This is a genomic window from Proteinivorax hydrogeniformans, from assembly GCF_040515995.1.
Taxonomy (GTDB): domain Bacteria; phylum Bacillota; class Proteinivoracia; order Proteinivoracales; family Proteinivoracaceae; genus Proteinivorax; species Proteinivorax hydrogeniformans.
The window spans coordinates 2,149,651-2,168,948 of the sequence record NZ_CP159485.1; the positions used below are offsets into that span (position 1 = coordinate 2,149,651).

The 19,298-nt window shown below is 36.3% G+C and carries 17 protein-coding genes and 1 other annotated feature; of the genes, 3 read left to right on the forward strand and 14 right to left on the reverse strand.

Annotated features, from left to right (window positions below; translation table 11 throughout):
• Nucleotides 1-296 precede the first annotated feature (296 nt).
• The 11 genes from PRVXH_RS10350 to PRVXH_RS10400 all read right to left on the reverse strand — a co-directional run bounded on the left by PRVXH_RS10350 (nucleotide 297) and on the right by PRVXH_RS10400 (nucleotide 12,929).
• Complete coding sequence (locus PRVXH_RS10350) at nucleotides 297-659, reverse strand: YlbF family regulator (RefSeq protein WP_353892696.1); 363 nt, start codon at nucleotides 657-659, stop codon at nucleotides 297-299.
• A 24-nt stretch (nucleotides 660-683) separates the two neighbouring features.
• On the reverse strand, nucleotides 684-2,024 hold the full coding sequence (locus tag PRVXH_RS10355) for a sodium-dependent transporter (RefSeq protein ID WP_353892697.1): 1,341 nt from the start codon (nucleotides 2,022-2,024) through the stop codon (nucleotides 684-686).
• Nucleotides 2,025-2,100: 76 nt separating this feature from the next.
• Nucleotides 2,101-3,063: a transcriptional regulator gene (locus tag PRVXH_RS10360; RefSeq protein ID WP_353892698.1), complete on the reverse strand. Its 963-nt coding sequence runs from the start codon at nucleotides 3,061-3,063 to the stop codon at nucleotides 2,101-2,103.
• A gap of 18 nt (nucleotides 3,064-3,081) precedes the next feature.
• Nucleotides 3,082-4,503, reverse strand: a complete 1,422-nt coding sequence (gatB, locus tag PRVXH_RS10365; protein WP_353892699.1) for an Asp-tRNA(Asn)/Glu-tRNA(Gln) amidotransferase subunit GatB — start codon at nucleotides 4,501-4,503, stop codon at nucleotides 3,082-3,084.
• A complete protein-coding gene (gatA, locus tag PRVXH_RS10370) occupies nucleotides 4,490-5,920 on the reverse strand; it encodes an Asp-tRNA(Asn)/Glu-tRNA(Gln) amidotransferase subunit GatA (RefSeq protein WP_353892700.1) in 1,431 nt (476 codons plus the stop codon). Before gatA ends, gatB begins: the two co-directional genes overlap by 14 nt.
• A gap of 15 nt (nucleotides 5,921-5,935) precedes the next feature.
• Nucleotides 5,936-6,205, reverse strand: coding sequence for an Asp-tRNA(Asn)/Glu-tRNA(Gln) amidotransferase subunit GatC (gatC, locus tag PRVXH_RS10375; RefSeq protein ID WP_353892701.1), 270 nt, complete (start codon nucleotides 6,203-6,205; stop codon nucleotides 5,936-5,938).
• Between the two features lie 84 nt (nucleotides 6,206-6,289).
• Nucleotides 6,290-6,781 carry a flavin reductase family protein gene (locus PRVXH_RS10380; protein WP_353892702.1) on the reverse strand — a complete coding sequence of 164 codons (492 nt, stop codon included), beginning with the start codon at nucleotides 6,779-6,781 and terminating at the stop codon, nucleotides 6,290-6,292.
• A 65-nt stretch (nucleotides 6,782-6,846) separates the two neighbouring features.
• A complete protein-coding gene (locus PRVXH_RS10385; protein WP_353892703.1) occupies nucleotides 6,847-7,596 on the reverse strand; it encodes a hypothetical protein in 750 nt (249 codons plus the stop codon).
• 76 nt (nucleotides 7,597-7,672) lie between these two features.
• A complete protein-coding gene (gene ligA / locus PRVXH_RS10390; RefSeq protein ID WP_353892704.1) occupies nucleotides 7,673-9,652 on the reverse strand; it encodes an NAD-dependent DNA ligase LigA in 1,980 nt (659 codons plus the stop codon).
• Nucleotides 9,653-9,660: 8 nt separating this feature from the next.
• Complete coding sequence (pcrA, locus tag PRVXH_RS10395; RefSeq protein ID WP_353892705.1) at nucleotides 9,661-11,823, reverse strand: DNA helicase PcrA; 2,163 nt, start codon at nucleotides 11,821-11,823, stop codon at nucleotides 9,661-9,663.
• A gap of 227 nt (nucleotides 11,824-12,050) precedes the next feature.
• Nucleotides 12,051-12,929, reverse strand: a complete 879-nt coding sequence (locus tag PRVXH_RS10400) for a DegV family protein (protein WP_353892706.1) — start codon at nucleotides 12,927-12,929, stop codon at nucleotides 12,051-12,053.
• 119 nt (nucleotides 12,930-13,048) lie between these two features.
• Nucleotides 13,049-13,253: a binding site (T-box leader), on the forward strand.
• A 50-nt stretch (nucleotides 13,254-13,303) separates the two neighbouring features.
• Between PRVXH_RS10400 and trpS the strand changes: the two genes are divergently transcribed.
• Nucleotides 13,304-14,293: a tryptophan--tRNA ligase gene (trpS, locus tag PRVXH_RS10405; protein ID WP_353892707.1), complete on the forward strand. Its 990-nt coding sequence runs from the start codon at nucleotides 13,304-13,306 to the stop codon at nucleotides 14,291-14,293.
• A gap of 60 nt (nucleotides 14,294-14,353) precedes the next feature.
• The gene (locus tag PRVXH_RS10410; RefSeq protein ID WP_353892708.1) at nucleotides 14,354-14,821 is read left to right on the forward strand and encodes a ribonuclease H-like YkuK family protein; all 468 of its coding nucleotides are present in this window, start codon (nucleotides 14,354-14,356) and stop codon (nucleotides 14,819-14,821) included.
• A 122-nt stretch (nucleotides 14,822-14,943) separates the two neighbouring features.
• Here PRVXH_RS10410 and PRVXH_RS10415 read toward each other — a convergent pair whose 3' ends face one another.
• The gene (locus PRVXH_RS10415) at nucleotides 14,944-17,079 is read right to left on the reverse strand and encodes an ATP-grasp domain-containing protein (protein ID WP_353892709.1); all 2,136 of its coding nucleotides are present in this window, start codon (nucleotides 17,077-17,079) and stop codon (nucleotides 14,944-14,946) included.
• Nucleotides 17,080-17,269: 190 nt separating this feature from the next.
• Here PRVXH_RS10415 and PRVXH_RS10420 point away from each other — a divergent pair, with 190 nt between their 5' ends.
• Nucleotides 17,270-17,905, forward strand: a complete 636-nt coding sequence (locus PRVXH_RS10420) for a stage II sporulation protein M (protein WP_353892710.1) — start codon at nucleotides 17,270-17,272, stop codon at nucleotides 17,903-17,905.
• 62 nt (nucleotides 17,906-17,967) lie between these two features.
• On the opposite strand, the gene PRVXH_RS10425 is transcribed toward PRVXH_RS10420, so the two are convergent.
• A complete protein-coding gene (locus PRVXH_RS10425; protein WP_353892711.1) occupies nucleotides 17,968-18,645 on the reverse strand; it encodes a hypothetical protein in 678 nt (225 codons plus the stop codon).
• An 11-nt stretch (nucleotides 18,646-18,656) separates the two neighbouring features.
• Complete coding sequence (locus tag PRVXH_RS10430; protein ID WP_353892712.1) at nucleotides 18,657-19,286, reverse strand: hypothetical protein; 630 nt, start codon at nucleotides 19,284-19,286, stop codon at nucleotides 18,657-18,659.
• Nucleotides 19,287-19,298: the final 12 nt, after the last annotated feature.

Below are 19,298 nucleotides of genomic sequence, written 5' to 3' on the forward strand. Positions count from 1 at the left end.
AGCATATACAAAAAACCTTCCGCATCAGAGGGGGGGAGATAGCGGAAGGTTTTTAAAAAAGATATTGGAAGAATTTAATAGTTCATTTTTTGCTATGATTAAAAAATGTTTGTTACTTTTTATGTGTAACAGTATAGTTTATGGCTTTAGCTAAGTCAAAAGCAATTTAAGACCGTTTATAGCGATTTAACCTTATTATCTGCCACTTTTGTCACTTTATGTCGATTTTCGTCTTTTTTTCGCCAAAACTAAAAATAGTTCACATCGCACTACTTTCCGATGTGAACTATTTTTAGTTAGCGACTTGTTTCTTCACCTTCTAATGGGTTAAATTCTAGCTGTATGCCTTCTCCAATAATTTTTTGTATATCAGACATTGTTTGCCCTATTCTTTGCTCTAGCGTTAGAAAGGTTTCGATATCTTTGTTTAACCTTATTGTTTCAAACAGCTTTTGTATTTGGTCTATTTGATCCTGTGATGGCTCTTTGCCTTGCATCTGTAGTTTTTGAAGTTCAAAGTTTCTTTTGCGAAAATCTTTTAGCATTTCCACACTAGTTGAATCTGACTTAATTCTAGTTGCGACTTCTTTGTACTGCTTGTAATCCTCACTTTCTTTAACAGCTTTTACAAGCTTATGCGCGTAATCATACACATTCATATCCTCTCATCTCCCCTCATTTAATTAAAAGAATAGGCCATATATTATGATGACCAGCAAGACTACTGGCATAATCCATTTTATCAAAAAAGCCCAAGGTGCTGCCAGTAAAAATTTGGAACCTGATGTTTCAATTTCTGAGACTGCATTTTTAGTTTTCCATACCCAGCCCACAACTACAGCTGTAAAAAAACCTCCTAATGTTAAAAGTACATTAGACGAGAAGTAGTCCATAAAGTCTAAAAAAGGCATTCCAAAAATTAGATTTTCACTGAGCACACCCATTGATAGTGATGATGGTATCCCTAATATAAATATGCCTAATCCCGCTAATGCAGAAGCTTTTTTTCGGCTCCATTTTAGTTCGTCGATAAAATAAGCCACCACTACCTCTAAAAGAGAAATGGCTGAGGTCACAGCTGCTATAGTTAAGAGAACGAAAAATAGCAACCCAAATATATTCCCCGCCGGCATAGCCCCAAATACAGCCGGAAGTGTTATGAAAATTAGCGGCGGTCCTGAGCCTGGCTCTAGTCCAAAAGCAAACACTGCAGGTATTATGATAAATCCCGCTAACACAGCTATAAATATGTCAAAAACAGCTATATAGACAGCACTTCCAGGTATATTTTCCTTTTTGCCCAGATAACTACCGTATGTTAAGATTGCGCCCATACCTAAACTAAAGCTAAAAAATGCCTGCCCAAGAGCACTTAGTATTATATGTCTGTTTATTACTGCAAAGTTGGGTCTTAGATACCACGAAACTCCTTCCATAGCCCCATCTAATGTAACGCTTCTTATGGCTAACAGTATAAGCAACACTAATAATATGGGCATTAACAATTTACTAGCCTTTTCTATACCTTTATCTATGCCTAAGATTACAATCCCAATAGTAATCAACATAAAAATAGCGTGCCAAAATAAAGGAACTATGGGAGCTGAGGTCAGTTCGTTAAAGACGTTGCCTACCTCTTCAGCACCTAGGTTTGTCAACTCTCCTGTTATATATTTGAATATATAAGCAACTCCCCATCCTGCTATAACTGAGTAGAAAGATAGAATTATAAAGCCTGCTGCAACGCCGAGTGCCCCAACTATACCCCAATTCTTTCCCGCAACCCTTTTAAATGCTCCAACTATATTGGTTTGTCCTTTCCTACCTATTGTAAGTTCTGCAATCATTAGTGGTATTCCAACAAGAAAAGTAATGATAAGGTACACCAAAAGAAAGGCTCCACCGCCACTTTGTCCTACAACTGTAGGGAATCTCCAAATATTTCCTAGGCCGATGGCGCTACCAGCGGCTGCTAAAATAAATCCTATCCGACTTCCCCATTGTTCACGATTTTTATCAGCCAATATATTCACCTCTGTTAGTTTATTCTTAACTTATTCTCACCAACCAGAGGTTTTTTTATTCTTTACTTGTAATGTATCAGTAGATTTGAGACATTTTATTTATTTTTTCAGCGATAAGGTTTCTTATTTTTGCTGGTTTTATAACTTCTGCATGCTCACCAAAGGACAAAATCCAGCTTAGAATCTCATTTTCCCCAGAAATAGTTGCTATAAAGTTAATAGTTCCATCTTGATTTTCAATTATTTTTTGAGTTGGGTGAAGTCTAGTTTCTTTAATATATTGAGCTATTTGACTACTAAACTGTATCTCAACTTCATATTCTTCTAACCCTCGCTCTATTTTCCATGCACTTTTCAAATAATTCTCCACAGAAAAGTCTTTGGGGTGGCTAAACTTTTGGCCTCGTTGAATTACCTCCTGTGTAATTCTAGTTAACTTAAATAGCAAGATGCTGTTTTTAAGATGGCACCTAGCAGCAACATACCAAGCGTTATCATCTGCTATCAGGCAGTAAGGGTCAATTACTCTTTGGGATAATCCTGATGACATTGAATTATAAGTTATCTGGACAGGGTTGTTGTAATAAATGGCTTCCTGTAGCTTTGCACGCACTTTGCTTTGTCTTTGTTCATCTACAGGTTGGTTGTCACTAGGTTTAAAAAACTTATCTTTAAATTGTTCGTGTATTTTCTTACCTCTACTGTCCATGGCCACTTTTATTTTGTCCTTGGCGGATGCTAAGTTTTCATCATCTGCGTATGTATTTAGCAGCGCCGTAAGGGCCACAGTCTCTTCTTGAGTAAAGTTTAGAGGTGGTATAAATGAGTTGTTTATGGCTATCGGCCTTCCCCTTCCATGCCGACACTTTATCTGTGCAGCTTCTAACAATTTAATGTCCCGATATATAGAGCGCTCTGTAACCTCCATTTTTTCCGCTAGTTCTTTTATGCGCATTGGTCTAGCCTGTACTGCCAAAACAATTTTGAACAGTCTAATCAACCTATTTAAGCTTTCCTTTTCTTTATCCGTTGCTTTCATAAATATCCCCCCAAATATTTATTGAAGTTTTTCTAAAATTAAAAGTCTCGCCGTCTTTGGATTGGCCTTGCCCTTAGAGAGTTTCATAGCTTGTCCCACTAAGTATTCAAGCGCCTTGTCTTTACCATTGTAGTAATCCTTTACTGAGTTATGGTTTTGGTTTAATACTTCCTCTACCAACTTGTTTAAGGTTTTGTGATTACTTAATTGAGCTAAATCCAGTTCTTCTATAAGTACTTTTGGACTCTTTTTTTGAGCTAGCATCTGCTTTAGCACTTTTTTTGCTGATTGAGCTGTGATATCTCCTCTTTTTACATAATTTAAGAGCGATGCAAAGTCTTTTGGCGTAAGCTGCTCACTTATTCTTTCTTTGTCTGACAGATGACGAAAAAGCTCGCCTTTAATCCAATTTGCGACTAACTGAATGTCATCGCAGTATTTTATGGTTTCCTTAAAAAAGTTAGAAACCTCTCTAATTTCCGATATTACTAACGCATCTTTACTTGAAAGTCCCAGCTTTATAAATCTATCTTTTTCATCATCGGGAAGATTGGATATTGTGGCTTTTACTTGCTTTATAAATTCTTCATTTATAAAAAGAGGTGGAATATTTGGTTCTGGGAAATATCGATAACCAGCCGCTGACTTCTTAGTGCGCATTACCACGCATTTATTTCTACTTTCGTCCCATTTAAGAGTTTGCTGGGTAACCGACATTTTTGACAACAACAATTCTTCCTGTCTTTTTGCTTCATAATCTATAGCTTTTTGCAAAGATTTTAGAGAATTTAAGTTCTTAAGTTCGGTCTTAGTGCCCAAGCTGTGTGAGTTTTCAGCTTTAAGGGAGATGTTTGCATCACACCTTAGACTACCTTCCTCCATTTTGCAGTCGGAGATATTAAGATATTGTAAGATTTTTTTTATTTTAAGTACAAATGCCTTTGCTTCCTCTGCAGTCTCAAGCTGAGGTTTAGTTACAATTTCAATAAGACCTACCCCTGCTCTATTGAAATCTATCAGTGTATGATCGTCTTTATGTATCTGTCTTGCTGCATCTTCCTCTATATGCAATTGAGCTATTCCTATCTTTTTCTTTTCACCTTCAGTTTCAATTTCAATATAGCCATCTTTAGCGATAGGTTTATAGTGTTGAGTTATTTGATAACCCTTCGGCAAATCAGGATAAAAGTAGCTTTTTCTATCAAATTTGCTACAAGGATCTATTTTACAATTCAATGCTAGAGCAGCTTTAAGAGCTAAATTCACCGCCTTCTCATTAAGAACAGGAAGAGCGCCTGTTAAACCTAGACATGTAGGACAAACTTGACTGTTAGGCTGCGCTCCGAAAGCAGACGAGCAGCGGCAAAACACCTTGGAAGCTGTATTTAGCTCTACATGTATTTCTAGCCCAATAACCTTCTTGTATTTATTCTTCATCATTAGTTATCTTCCTTTTATGGTAATCAGTGTCTAATTGGAAGGCATGTCCTACATTAAGTATATCCTGTTCTTTAAAGTGAGGAGCGATAAGCTGTAGTCCTATAGGTAGTCCGTTGCTATCGTACCCACATGGTATACTCATTGCAGGTAATCCAGCTAAAGATGCAGGTGTTGTGTAGCTATCATGTAAGTACATGGTAAGAGGGTCATGCTTTGAGTTTAATGGAAAAGCGGTGGTTGGTGTAGTCGGTCCCAGTATAATATCACAGCTATGGAAGGCTCTTTGAAAATCTCTTTGGACTAAAGTTCGTACCTTTTGTGCACGGATATAATACTCTGCATAATTTGTGGAATTTAAAATGTGCGTTCCAAGTAAAATTCTTCGTTTAACTTCAATGCCAAACCCTTCCGTTCGTGAGTTAACACACTGTTTTGAATAATCACCTTTTATTTTTGTATTTTTACAGGACGTGCCATTTAGCCTTGCTAAACTAGATGACGCTTCAGCAGCGCACAATAGAGTGTAAGCAGAAACACTATATGGAGTGTGTGAAAGGTCTAGCTCCACCATCTTAGCTCCTAGCTTCTCTAAGGTTCTTATGGCTTTATTTACCGCCTGGCGTACTTCATTATTTGTATAGTCGGTAAAATACTGCTTTGGAAGTCCTATTTTAACGTTTTTAATATCTTCTTTAAGAGATTTGGTGTAATCTAGCGTTTTTGGGGAAGCAGTCATAGCATCTTTTTCATCGAACCCAGCTAAGTTTGATAAAACATATGCACTATCTTCTACTGTCTTGGTTAGTGGCCCTATTTGGTCCATAGAAGGGGCTACGGCGACCAGTCCATAACGTGAGACAAGGCCGTAAGTTGGCCTTAGACCTACAACCCCACAAAATGCTGCCGGTTGCCTTATAGAGCCTCCGGTATCAGAACCTAATGCAAAGCTGGCTAAGTTTGCTGCCACTGCTGCTGCGGATCCGCCGCTAGACCCTCCACTTACTTTTTTCAAATCCCATGGATTTTTTACTGGATAAAATGCTGATGTTTCGTTGGATGAACCCATGGCAAACTCATCCATATTTGTTTTTCCTAATACCGGGCAGTTAATTAGCCTTTTGATTACGGTGGCGTTAAATATTGCTTTGTGATTTTTGAGCAGCTTAGACGCACAGGTTGTATTTACATTAGCAACATGGATGTTGTCTTTAATTGCCATCGGCACACCACCGAAGCTATGAAATTTACTTTTACTATCTTCTACTGCTTTATCTTCGGTAATATTTATATAGGCTCCGATTTTCTGATTATTTTCCTTGGCTTTTTTTAAGTAAGCTTTTGTGACTTCGGAAGGTGAAAATGTGTTATTTTTATATCCTTTTAGCAGTTCTTTGATTGAAAGGTTGGTTAGTTTCACTTTCTTCCCCCCTTTTTAATCTTCAATAAATGTGTCTTTAAGATTTATGTCATTATGAAGTGATTTTTTAGAGCGTAACTGGACTACTTTATCCTCTCTTGTTATTCTTTCTTCAAAAAGACAATGCTTAGCTGGCTTAACATCATCTAAGTCTAGTTTTTTTAAGTTATCAGCATAAGTCAAAACTTGGTCTAATTCTTTAATATATTCATCTATCTCTTCTTGTTTTATATTTAACATACTTAAACTTGCTATCTCATTTAGTTGTTTTGCGGTAATTTTCAAATACCTCACCCCTAGGTTTTTGTTTACCCAAATTATAACATATGGAAAACAAAATAAAAATTTAAGACAGGCTTTTCGCCTGTCTTATTTAGATTGACTATTATCGATGGCCACAAGGTCTCTATCAAAATAAACCAAAGGCTTTTCTTCTTTTGGTTCATCTGCGGAAATAACGTTGGCAATGATAACGGCATGATCTCCAGCAGTATACTTACTAGATACTTTACACTCAAAGTTAACAATTGCTTCTTCTATTCTAGGTATGTTTAGTTTATCACCGTCTTTTAACGTAAGTTTGGACTGTTTGATTTTATCTTCCACGTTATCACGAGTATGCCCACAAATCCTAGCTACCTCTTCACTACTTTTTGGTAAAATCGATAAGACAAACTCTTGCGTTTTTGAAATCATAGGAGAGATTGAACTTTGAGGTGAGATGCTAACCATAATTAAGTGTGGATCTTTTGAAACTTGAGTACACCATGAAACAGTAATGACGTTATGCTTTTCATCTTGCATAGCTCCTACTAGCGCTACTGGAACAGGTATTTTGTATAAGGCTTTCTGAACGTCCATAAATTTACCTCCTCAAATTTAAAGAAAATCTCTAAGTTTATATGCTACTTTTTTTAGTGTTTCTTTTATGCTCTTTTAATATTCCATAACAAGCTAAGCAAAACTAAGGCAAAAAAGTTGGACAGTCCAGCAAGCAATATGCCATAGCATATACTTAAAAACGAAAGCTCATAAGCTATACCAAAAAATATAAGGAATGCAGAGGAAAAAAGTAAGATATATTTAAAAATATAAAAATATTCTTCAATAAAATTTTCCTCCCTTCCAAAAAATATTGCGATTAACCCAAAGATAAAGATTACAAGGCCACACATAAGCATAAACGTTATAAGATTAAACCCTGCTAAATTAGGAGGAAGTCGTGGCGGACTATAGCTATCTATCGACGTAATGCTTGCTGTTTTAGGTGGAGTTGAAAAAATGGCATAAAAATTTTTCCCCACTGGATGGTGAGGAAAATATAATCCGCTAAGTACACCTTGGACGCCGTCAATGCTAATTGTCTCTCCTATATTAAAATCCTTATCCAAATAGTTTTCAAAGGATGTATAAATTTTTGTTTTATCTTGATGTTGAGTATGATTTAAGGCTAAGTTGCTTTTATCAAAAATAGTTGGACCATTACCTTTTTCTATATAAAAAACCTGATAATCTCCATATTTTACTTTGCTAAACTGTTGGTTTTGAACAAAGTTGTCAGTATAACCTAAGATAATATCTTGGTGGTTATTAAAGATTTGCATAAAGAAAGTAGTAACTAGTGCACAAGTTACAGTAGCTGTAAAAAATGCCTGAACTATGTGGTACTTAAACATAAAAAAACCCTTTCTATCTTTTAATAACTATACTATATCCAGATAGAAAGGGTTTATTATTTTTTGAAATTTGCCGTTAGCTATTTATAATTTTTACTAGATAATTTTCGCTTTCTATTTTAACACCTAGCTCTTTGCCTTTTTCCAACTTGCTCCCAGCGTTTTCTCCAGCAATTATTATGTCAGTCTTTTTGCTAACAGAGCCAGTGACTGTGCCACCGAGCTGCTGGATTTTTTCCTTAGCTTCTTTACGGGATAGCTGGTTTAAGGAGCCTGTTAGAACAACATTTTTTCCTGATAGCTCACTTTGCACAACTTCGGTTTTGGGTTGCTTTGTATTTACACCTATTTTTTTGAGTCTGTCAACTAGCTCTAAGGCTTGTTTTTGACTAAAAAAGTCATTAACACTTACAGCTATTTTTTCACCTATTTCAGGAATCTCTTCTAACTGCTCATGGTTAGATTCTACAATCTTATCAAGATTTTGAAAATGCTCCGCTATTAATCTTGCAGCCTTTTGACCTACAAATCTAATACCTAATCCGAATAAAAGTCTGCTTAAGGGCTGTTTCTTTGAATTTTCTACAGCTTCAACCAGATTTTGTGCCGATTTTTCGCCAAAGCGCTCTAGCTTTGTCAGATCACCGATGTCTATGGTATATAAATCAGCTACATCATTTATTAAGTTGCTTTGGTGTAACTGATTAACAACTGCAGGTCCAAGACCTTCTATATCCATAGCTCCTCTGGAGGCAAAGTGTATAATTCTCTCCTTTATTTGGGCGTCACACTTAGGGTTTATGCAGCGCAGTGCTGCCTCTTTTGGAAGTCTTACCGCTTCTTTTTCACAGGCAGGACACGTTTTTGGCATTTTAACCTTTTGTTCATTTCCCGAGCGTTTTTCCTTGATAACTTCAACAATTTCTGGAATTATATCCCCTGCTTTTTGAACTACTACTGTATCACCTATTCGTATATCCTTTTGTTCGATATAGTCCTCGTTGTGTAAAGATGCTCTGCTGACGGTGCTACCAGCTAGTTGAACTGGCTCTAAGATAGCTGTAGGAGTTATCGCTCCTGTTCTGCCAACTGTGAAGGTAACATCCAAAAGTTTAGAAAAAGAGCGCTGTGCTGGAAATTTATAAGCTATAGCCCATCTTGGGCTCTTTGCGGTATAGCCCAGCTCTCTTTGTATAGATAAAGAATCTATTTTAATAACCACACCATCTATTTCATAGGGGAGGTTTTCCCTTTTTTGTTGCCAATCATTACAGTAGGCATAAACTTCCTCTATGGACGAAAGTTTTTTATAATTAGGGTTTACCCTAAACCCCAGTTCTTTTAAGGCGCTAAGGTTTTCACTATGGGTGCTGCCAAACTCATCGCTGTTAGCAATGGAGTAGAAAAATATCGATAAGTTCCTTTTAGCGACAATAGATGTGTCTAACTGTCTAAGGGTTCCAGCAGCTGCATTTCTAGGATTGGCAAACTGAGGTTTTTCCTCTTGTTTTCTTTGCTCATTTAATTTATCAAACGCTAGTTTAGGCATGTAAACTTCACCACGAACTTCTATGTTAACTGGCTGAGTTAGCTTTAAGGGAATACTCTTTATTTTCTTTAAGTTTTCCGTTATGTCCTCGCCCGTCTGACCATCCCCTCTAGTTGCTCCTCTAACTAACATACCGTTTTCATATGTTAAAGTTACAGCTAGCCCATCTATTTTAAGCTCAGCTACATATGTTAGAGGCTGAGAAGTCTTTTTCTTTGCTCTTATTGCAAAGTCCTCAAGGTCTGATGAGTTAAAGGCATTACCTAAGCTCAGCATTGGAGTACCATGCTGCACCGCCTTAAACCCTGCTAGCACTTTTCCACCAACCCGCTTCGTGGGTGAATGAGCTAAAACAAGCCCAGGGTTTTCTTTTTCTAGTTTTTTTAATTCAGCTAAAAGGCTATCATAGGTCGCATCGTCCACCAAAGGTTCATCAAGGACGTGATAGTGATAGTCGTATTTCGTTAGAATTTCTGTTAACTCTTTAATTCTTTCTTTTACATCCATCTTTTCACCTACCCCTCTAATACTTCCAAAGGCGCAAAGCTAGCCATCAAGGTTTTAGACCCTGCTTTTTCAAAGTTTATTGTAACTCCTTGATCATCGCCTAATGCTTTTATTTCTGTTATTATACCCTGCCCGAATTTTTTATGCTCCACTAGCATTCCGACTCTATAGGTTATATTTGTATTTTGTTTTTGGGGCATGCTAAACCCACCTAAGTTAGCTTTTTGTGGACCTTTTCGGCTGTACAAATTGTCCATGGAGTATTTATTAGTGCTTTTATCTTCAATAAGATTTTGAGGGATTTCTTCTAAAAATCTTGAAATTTTATGCCTTTCCACTCTACCGTATAAAGCTCTACTTTGTGCCGCTGTTATATATAACTTTTCCTTAGCTCTAGTTATCCCTACATAACACAATCTACGTTCTTCTTGGAGCTCCTGAGGGTCCTCCATAGATCTGATGTGAGGGAAAAGCTTTTCCTCAAACCCCGCCATAAACACAACAGGGAATTCAAGACCTTTAGCACTGTGAAGGGTCATTATTTTAACGCTATCTTCTATTTGGCTTTCATCGGCGTCGGAAGCTAATGAGTTTTGTTGCAAGAACTCGTCTAAGCTACCACCGTGAGTGTTGTCAAACTCTTTGGTAACTGTAAATAACTCTTCTATATTCTCTAGTCTTATTTTGGATTCTTCAGTTTTGTCAGATTGTAGCATGGTTCTGTACCCACTACGGTTAACCGTTTCGTCTAAAAGATCTGTGACATTAAGATATTGGGACATTTCCCTTAAGTTTTCTATCAGCATAACTAGTTGCTTTATTTTATCTTTTCCTCTTGATACTATTTGCTCAGCGTCTTCCTTTAACACATCATAAAGAGTTTTGTTTTTTTGATCAGCTACCGCCATTAAACGTTCCACTGTTTTATTTCCTATACCCCGTTTAGGTACATTTATTATTCTTGTTAAGCTTAGGTCATCAGATGGATTTGAAATAACTGACAGGTAAGCCATGACATCTTTTATTTCTTTACGGTTAAAGAACTCTGTCCCTGCGAAAATTTGATAGGGGATTCCTCTTTTTAGCAGCACTTCTTCGATGGAACGGGTAAGAGCGTTAGCTCTTATCAATATAGTGCAATCTGACAGCTTTCTTCCCTTAGCCTGTTCTTTATTAATTTCATCTGCCATAAATTGAATCTCATCAATATGGTCTGTTGCATGATAAAAAACCGGCTTTTCACCTTCACAGTTTTCAGTCCATAGATTTTTGCCTTTTCTGCCTTCGTTATTTTTTATTACTTCGTTGGCAGCATTTAAGATACATTGTGTGGAGCGGTAGTTTCTTTCCAGCTTTATGACCTTAGCATCAGGATAATCCTTTTCAAAGTCTAAGATGTTGGCAACATCAGCACCTCTAAATAAGTAAATGGATTGATCATCGTCACCTACTACGCAGATATTTCTATGACCTTTAGCTAAAAAGTTTACTAGTATATACTGACTATGGTTGGTATCTTGATATTCATCCACCATTATATACTTAAACTGATTTTGATAGCGCTCTAAAATATCAGGATGTTGTCTAAAAAGGCGTACGGTCTCAAAAATTAAATCGTCAAAATCCATAGCGTTATTTGCTTTAACTCTTCTGTCATACATCTTATATACTTTTTCCACTTGCTTTTCATGGAAATTATGGCCCACATAGTCTTTAGCTGTTATCAACTGGTTTTTCGCTTTGCTGATAGCTGACGCAATAGACCTAGGTGTGAATTTCTTTGTGTCTATGTCCAGCTCTTTAGCGCAGTCTTTAATTATTTTCATCTTATCCGATGTATCATAGATGTTAAAATTATTATTGTAGCCTAAGTGTTTTGCCTCACGGCGCAGTATCCTAACGCAGGCGGCGTGAAAGGTTGATATCCACATATCCTCACTCCCATACACTAGGTCTGCAACCCTTTCTTTCATTTCTTTAGCCGCTTTATTGGTAAAGGTGATTGCTAGTATCTCCCACGGCTTAGCTTTTTGTTTTTCGATTATATATGCTATTCTGTGGGTCAGCACCCTGGTTTTCCCACTTCCAGCCCCAGCTATGAGAAGTAGTGGTCCTTCGGTTATTTTAACTCCCTCTTTTTGTTCTGGGTTTAAGTTTTGTAAAATCTCCATTTTAAAACCTCACTTTTTAAGTTCTTTATTATAATATAGTAATGCAAACCTCTGTTCGATGCAATAGGCAACTAGGGTATTTAAAAATCTTCATTATTTTATTATAACAAAGAACATCAGACAGTGCAGTAATTTATTTTTTGGTCGAGAGCTTCAAAAATGATATAAGCGTTAAAAAACTCACAAAACCTAATTCTACGTAACTTTTGGTTTTGTGAGTTTTTATTTTATGTTTTAGCTAGTTCAGTGCTAGGATCTTCATTTAAGAAGAACACCGCTACTCCTCCTAAGCCGATATGACAGCCTAACACTCCGCCTACTATATTAATCATAAATTTTTCATGACCTAGCTTTTCTTTTATCATCTCTTTAAGCTTTAAAGCGGTTTTTAAATCGTTGGCGTGGCTTATGCCTATAATCTGATTCTTTACATAGGTACCCCTTTCTTCCATTATTTCCACTATTCGTCTAAGCGCTTTTGTTTTACCTCTTATTTTTTCAAAAGGAATCATTTCACCTTGTTTGACGTGTAGGATAGGTTTTATTTTCAACAAGCTTCCTAAAAAAGCTTCTCCTTGACTTAAGCGACCACCTTTATGAAGGTGATTTAAATCATCTATGGTGAAAATATGTTCCATATGGCTTGAATAGAATTTGACAGTTTTTATTATTTCTTCTAACTTAGCTTTTTCATTTGCTAGCTTTGCTGCCTTAAGGGCTACAAGTCCCTGCCCCACTGCCCCGCATAAAGTATCGTAAACATGAATTAATTTTTTATTGTATTTTTCGTTGATTTTCTCAGCTACCATTTTCCCCGTTTGACATGTCCCAGACAGCTTAGAGGAAAAAGCGATATATAAACATTCTCTGCCTTCGATAGCATATTTGTCAAAAATATCTTCAAAGTCTGAAGGAGGCACCTGTGTTGATGATGGTCTTTTGCCATTTTTAATAGCAGTATATACTTCCTCTGGCTGAATTGACTCACCATCTAGGTACTCCTTGTCATCTAAATTAACGATTAAAGGAATGACTTCTATGTCGTGCTTAACAGCTAACTCGTTAGGAATATCGCTGGCGCTGTCAGTTATAATTTTAATAGACATATACCTCTCCCCTTTCTCTTAATATTTATAATAATTAAACAAGATTAAGTTGTCAACATTATACAGCAAAACCTTATTTGACTAATCTCCCCCCTTGTTTTATAATATAGTAACTAAAATGGAAATCGTTGATTAAGAGTAGTAAAGTAGCCTCTTCTCTTAAAGAGAGTCGGTGGTGGTGGAATACCGATAGAGAATGCCGCTTGAATGGACTTATGAGAGTCAGATTAAAATAATCTGAACGGACCCTCCGTTATCGGGTAAGTGGACTTTGGCTTAGGTCAAAAAGAGTGGTACCGCGGAGTTAACACCTTCGTCTCTTAATAGAGATTGAGGGTGTTTTTTATAAATATATTTCATGGAGGTAAGAGGAAATGACAAAGAAAAAAGTTATTTTTAGTGGAGCTCAACCTACTGGTGTGCTAACCTTAGGTAATTATTTGGGAGCTATACAGAATTGGAAGAGCTTTGAAGACACATATAATTGCTTATATTCCATTGTGGATTTACATTCATTAACAGTTCGTAATAATCCTAAAGAGTTTAAAAACGCATGTTTGTCGCTATTAGCACAATACCTTGCTTGCGGTTTAAACCCGGACAAAAACACCATATTCTTTCAATCTCATGTGCCTCAGCATAGCGAGTTAGCCTGGATTTTAAACTGTAACACTTATATGGGTGAGCTAAATCGCATGACTCAGTTTAAGGATAAGTCGGCTCAACATAAAGACAATATAAATGCTGGTCTCTTCACCTACCCAGCCCTACAGGCTGCGGACATCTTGTTATATCAGACAAACCTAGTACCTGTAGGCCAAGATCAAAAGCAGCATTTAGAGTTAGCTAGAGATATAGCTATACGCTTTAACAATAACTACGGAGAAACCTTCACCATTCCTGAGATTTACACCCCAAAAATGGGTGCAAAAATTATGAGCTTGCAGCAGCCAGAGCAAAAAATGTCTAAGTCTGATGAGAACCCTAATGGAACTATCCTTATATTAGATGAAGAAAAAAGGCTTACAAAGAAAATGAAAAAAGCTGTAACTGATAATGAAGGGGTTATCCGTTATCGAGATGAGCAGCCAGGGGTGAAAAATTTAATTACTATATACTCCAAGCTGACTGAGCTTAGTGTAGAGGAAATTGAAAATAAGTATGACGGAAAAGGTTACGGGCACCTTAAAGTAGACCTTGCAGAAATCGTAACAGATACCTTTAGACCAATTCAAGAAGCTTACGCAAATTACATGGATGACCTTAGCTATCTTGAGAAAATATACACCGAAGGTGCTCTAAAAGCACAGGATTTAGCGGAAGATACTATGAAAAAGGTCAGAAAAAATATCGGTCTAGTATAATTAAGAAATTTTATGTATTTAATAGTCATACCATATATTAAGAACGAACCAAATGGGGTGATGTCAATAAAAAGTATAACCCACGGTGATGTATCTTTTAAACAGGTATGTAAGCTAATTACAGATTATATCAAGGCGGATTTGCATCAAGATTATGAGTTAACAATAGGGACAGACTCACAAAACTCAAATTCAACCAAAGCTGTAATAGTTATCGCTCTAAGAAGAATTGGGAAAGGCGGTATCTTCTTTTACGATATTAAACGGGTAAAGAAAATAACCAACATCAAAAAGAAAATATACTATGAAACAAGCTTGTCCTTAGATGTGGCTCAAAAACTAATGAAGTATCTTGACGTAAATAATCTGCCATATAGCCTGAGTATCCATGTTGATATCGGGAAAAACGGACCTACATCAGAAATGATTCCAGAGATTGTAGGATGGGTTAGAGGTTGTGGGTTTGACTGCGAAATAAAACCAGAAGCTACAACGGCTTCAGCCATAGCAAATAAATACTCTAAGTAAGAAACAAGCTAAAATTTAAGCATCTAAAAAAAGAGGCTGCCTTCTCAGGAAAAATCCTGTTTTGAGGCTGCCTCTTTTTGCGTAAAACTTAGTAACCAAAGGAAATGATACGATTAACCAAATTATTGTTCTAGTAAAAATAGAGCTAGCAGTAATGTTCGTTGCAAAAACTCTCCACGATGTACTGCTTCATTTGGTGTATATAAGTCCTTTCCATAGGGAGCAAAACCACAGATAGATGAATTAGGGGATGCTAGCTCTCCAGCTGGTGAGGTTAATAAGCTAGACTCAACACCGAAGGGTAACTTCCATTTTTCTGATAGTTTTTTTAGTTTAACACTTATATCATTTGAATGTCCGTTTTGCAAAAATGGGGGACGATAGGCTATACGCTCGACGTATGTCCTAATCTTTTTGTCTGACTTTAGTGTTTCTTTGATTTTAAAGTCCACTATGTTAGCCATATTTTCGTCTATAAAAGTTACAGTAAAGGTTGCTTTTACGCTATGAGGAAGTAATACACTATAACTTTCTGGTTCAATATCAGTTAAAGCCACTGTCAACTTTTTCTCTGGCTTACTTAGCTCCACAACTTTATCAGCTTTTTGCAGAAAATATGTTAACACATCTAGTTTTTGTTTTCCTATACGGTGAGGATCCCCTTCCATACTCATGGAGTATTTCATAACTCCTCTTCTTTGATCTACGATTTTACCGGCTTTATACCCGGGATGCATAACTATCACATTTTTTGCTCTCTTACTTATCTTTCTTAACCATGAGTTGCTGTATCGCATATCTCGCCCTTCATCTCCATAGAAGAAAACACCAATTTTTTTGTTTCCTATCTCGTTCACCTTTGTTAAAGCATCTAACGCTCCTAAAGTGCACATAAGGCCACTTCTTGTAGAAGCTACCCCTTCGCCATAGAGCCACTCCTGAGCTTTTCTAAATGATACTGGAAAACCTTTTTTTGTTCCTGGTATGTCTAAAGGAACTACTATTAGCGTTCCTCCATCTAGCTTGTTAGCACTTTCCCATAACCAGCAAGAGCGGTTATCAACATCTTCTTCATTTTTTGATAACCCTAATCTGTTAAGTCTTTTTTCAAGCTTGCGCAGTATAACACTAAGACCTACAGGGTCGCTAGTCCATGTGGGCATATTGGTCCAACTTTTTAGCTGATTTTCTAATTTATCTCTGTTTTGGGTTATATAGTCAAAGATTTCAGAGTCAGTGCTGCTAATATCATTAAGTTTAGCTGTTGCTGTAGCTTTAAAGTACCTTTGAGAAGCAACTTCAATTAGCTTGTTAATTAGTAAATTATAGTCCAACCCACATTTGTCAGCTGCAAATACATAAGATCCTGTTTCTCCTAAGCTAGCCATGGAGTTTAGTTCTAATATATAAGGGTTTCCATCTTTATCTATTCTAAAGTCAACCCTTGCGCTATCAAAACAGTCTAGCGCCTTAAAGGCATCAATAGCTATCTTTTTAATTTTTTCGCTTTGTTCTGTACTTAATGGAGCTGGACATACCTTCTCTATTCTTTTACCTGTTGGACTGGTTTTGTCCTCGTAGGTATATATTTGGGGGCCTTCCCCAAACTTCAACTCAACAGGTTCTAAAGCTACGGTAGGGTTATTTCCTAACAGACCTACATTAACCTCTCTACCCTCAATATACTCTTCCACTAAAGTTGCTGTATTGAATGCATCATAAATAATCTGAGCCCCTTGTCTTAATTCTTCTTCGGAATTGACTACCCTTATACCAAATGAAACTGCCTCATCCTTGGGCTTAATGATAAGGGGATACCTAAGCTTTTCCTTCATCTCTTGTTGAGGGTTTTCAAGCACAGCAAATTTAGGTGTAGGCAGACCTTTTTGTAGCAAAATCATTTTCGTAACTACTTTATCTAAAGCCATTGCATGAGTTTCAGGCCCTGAACCTACGTAGGGTATGCCAAGCATCTCTAAAATCCCAGGGATATGCATATATCGTCCGCTACCTTGTATCCCATAACTTAAGTTAAATACAAGACCTGGTCGCTCTCCTGATATTACAGACGGCATAAAATCTTCCAACTTTTGAATTATGTTTTTGTCTCCTTCAAAAGTTTTTACTTGATGGCCACCTTTAATAAGTGCATTTTTAATCTTTAAAATAGTTTCCATGCCATACTTTTCACGGTTTGGCACACCAAATAGGTTAATAACTGCCTGACTTTCCCTATTGTATACAATGGCAATTTTCATCTTTTCTCTTTTCTCCTTTTAAAGTTATAATATATTTCTTTAAAGCCAATTTATATCTGCTAAAAATATATACTATTTTACATGGTTTGTCTATAAAAAAACATATGCTTAATTACTACAAATTTATCATAATTTATGGTAAAGTTATAATTAAGTTTTTGAAATTTTAAAAATAGGAGGAGGTATAAACTTGTTGGTAGAAATATACAAAAGACAATGGGAACTTTTTAAAAAACATTACGCTAAACCAACGGCATTAATTGCTTTAATCTCTATAGTTATAGCTTTTTTTAGTTTTTTTGTTTTGATGGTATTTCAAGACTTATTAATTGAAATAACTGACGAATTATTTATGCATTTTGAAGAGTTAGGTGTTAATCCAAACACCAGCCACTCAGATTTATTCTTAATTGTACTGGTAAATAATCTAAGGGTTTCAGCATTTATGGTCCTGCTAGGTTTTATACCTATAATTGTGTTGCCTGCAGTAAGCGGTGTTGTAACTAGTATTTCTGTAAGTATGATTCTTGCACTTTTTAACACCTTTGATTTATACCCTGTGCAAACGCTAATATACGGAATACTACCCCATGGGATAATCGAGCTGTTTGCAATATATCTAGCCGGTGGTATAGGTGTTTTCTTGAGTTTGAATATGTTTAAAAAAATATTTTCCTCAAAAAGAGCTGAAATCAACATCGGTATAATTATTAAAGACTCGATAATTAGTTATTTGATAGTTGTAGCCCCCCTTATTATTTTAGCTGCAGTTATCGAAGGTTTTGTAACTCCTGTGTTAATAGATAATTTTCATCCTAGCTTATAAATATAAAACTAGGTGGATGCTGAGCATCCACCTAGTTTTATATTTATAAACATAGATCATCATCAGTCTGATGTATTTTCAGTAAAGGTTAGTTTAAATATAGTTTGATATGCAACAGATAGTATAACAAACGCTGCTGGGATGGTTATGAGAAGACCTAGCACAAAAGCTAGCAAACCTAAGATATTGATTAAACCTACTACGATGAACAGCCCAAAGACTTTAAGCCTTACACCTTGCATCATTTTATAGCTCTTTGTGATTGCGCCTATAGGTCCTTCTTCTTTATCCACAATAATATATGTTGCGAAAACAAAACCAATAATTATATAAAGAGTTATTCCCAGCATAGCAGCTCCCGCTATTAAGCTCAGAAAAGGACTTGCCATATTTGCGGTATCTATCAGCAGGGCTGTTACAAATAGCAGAAGAACTACCACTGAAAAAATCATTATGTTTACCAGTATAACGCTTCCGATCAGTTCAATTTTGGCAAAAAGATCTTCAAATCTAGCTTTTTCTTGCTTTGCAGCTTTTAAACTGATATTTATTAGCCCTACTTCAAATATTGCACTGACAACTATACTCAGTACATAGCCTATGATATAGATATCATATAGCCCGCCAGTGATTAGCGATGCTAAAAAAGCTAAGACAACACATCCAATAAGAAGACCAATTTGTTCTATCGCCAAGGATAAACCTCGTTTTACGCAGCTAAATACAGATAGTTTTTTCATTGTAATGCTCCTTAATTAAGAGCTGCAAATATTTGCAAAGCCCATAGAAAAGAAATGATAAGGGTAATGAAAAATAGCACCATGAAAATTGTAAACAAGGGCGACTTTTCCATTTGCTGTTGACCCTCTAGCTTCTCTTTTAGTTCACTAGCAGTGCTTAAAACTGCTTCTTTGTTTTTATTCTCTTCTTGACTAGGTCTTAACACTAAAAAGCCTATATTAAAAACAACGTTAAAACGTAAGATTACCGAAATCTCTTTTAACAAAAAACTATTTTCCTTTTTAGAGGTCAACTTAGGTTTGTGCTGAGATAGGTTCTTGCTAACCCAATTTAACAAAGCTTTTTCATCAGCATTTAAGATTAATAGCCCTTTTTGATGAAAAGATGCTGCCGTTATTAGCACCATAAAAAGAAAACTAATAATAACTGCCCACGCTGTAATATCTCCCCAACTTATCTGCACAAGCCTCAAGACACCATCAATCACCGAAGGTAGTATGAGAAACGTAAAAAAAGCAAAGGTCCAACGGTTGTCTACAATTTTTATTTTGGCATTGGTCACATTAACTGCTAAGTATAGAAAAGTGACTGTTGCTATGAAAAAAGCAACAAAGTTAAGCAGGATTATAATAAAATCCATAGTAATTTTACC

Excerpts from the sequence above, each read along its gene's own strand:
- PRVXH_RS10360 (WP_353892698.1), bottom strand. The coding sequence starts at position 3,063 with ATGAAAGCAACGGATAAAGAAAAGGAAAGCTTAAATAGGTTGATTAGA.
- PRVXH_RS10415 (WP_353892709.1), bottom strand. The coding sequence starts at position 17,079 with ATGAAAATTGCCATTGTATACAATAGGGAAAGTCAGGCAGTTATTAAC.
- PRVXH_RS10430 (WP_353892712.1), bottom strand. The coding sequence starts at position 19,286 with ATGGATTTTATTATAATCCTGCTTAACTTTGTTGCTTTTTTCATAGCA.
- PRVXH_RS10410 (WP_353892708.1), top strand. The coding sequence starts at position 14,354 with ATGTCAATAAAAAGTATAACCCACGGTGATGTATCTTTTAAACAGGTA.
- gatB (WP_353892699.1), bottom strand. The coding sequence starts at position 4,503 with ATGATGAAGAATAAATACAAGAAGGTTATTGGGCTAGAAATACATGTA.
- PRVXH_RS10350 (WP_353892696.1), bottom strand. The coding sequence starts at position 659 with ATGAATGTGTATGATTACGCGCATAAGCTTGTAAAAGCTGTTAAAGAA.
- trpS (WP_353892707.1), top strand. The coding sequence starts at position 13,304 with ATGACAAAGAAAAAAGTTATTTTTAGTGGAGCTCAACCTACTGGTGTG.
- PRVXH_RS10380 (WP_353892702.1), bottom strand. The coding sequence starts at position 6,781 with ATGGACGTTCAGAAAGCCTTATACAAAATACCTGTTCCAGTAGCGCTA.
- PRVXH_RS10385 (WP_353892703.1), bottom strand. The coding sequence starts at position 7,596 with ATGTTTAAGTACCACATAGTTCAGGCATTTTTTACAGCTACTGTAACT.
- PRVXH_RS10425 (WP_353892711.1), bottom strand. The coding sequence starts at position 18,645 with ATGAAAAAACTATCTGTATTTAGCTGCGTAAAACGAGGTTTATCCTTG.
- pcrA (WP_353892705.1), bottom strand. The coding sequence starts at position 11,823 with ATGGAGATTTTACAAAACTTAAACCCAGAACAAAAAGAGGGAGTTAAA.
- PRVXH_RS10400 (WP_353892706.1), bottom strand. The coding sequence starts at position 12,929 with ATGTCTATTAAAATTATAACTGACAGCGCCAGCGATATTCCTAACGAG.
- ligA (WP_353892704.1), bottom strand. The coding sequence starts at position 9,652 with ATGGATGTAAAAGAAAGAATTAAAGAGTTAACAGAAATTCTAACGAAA.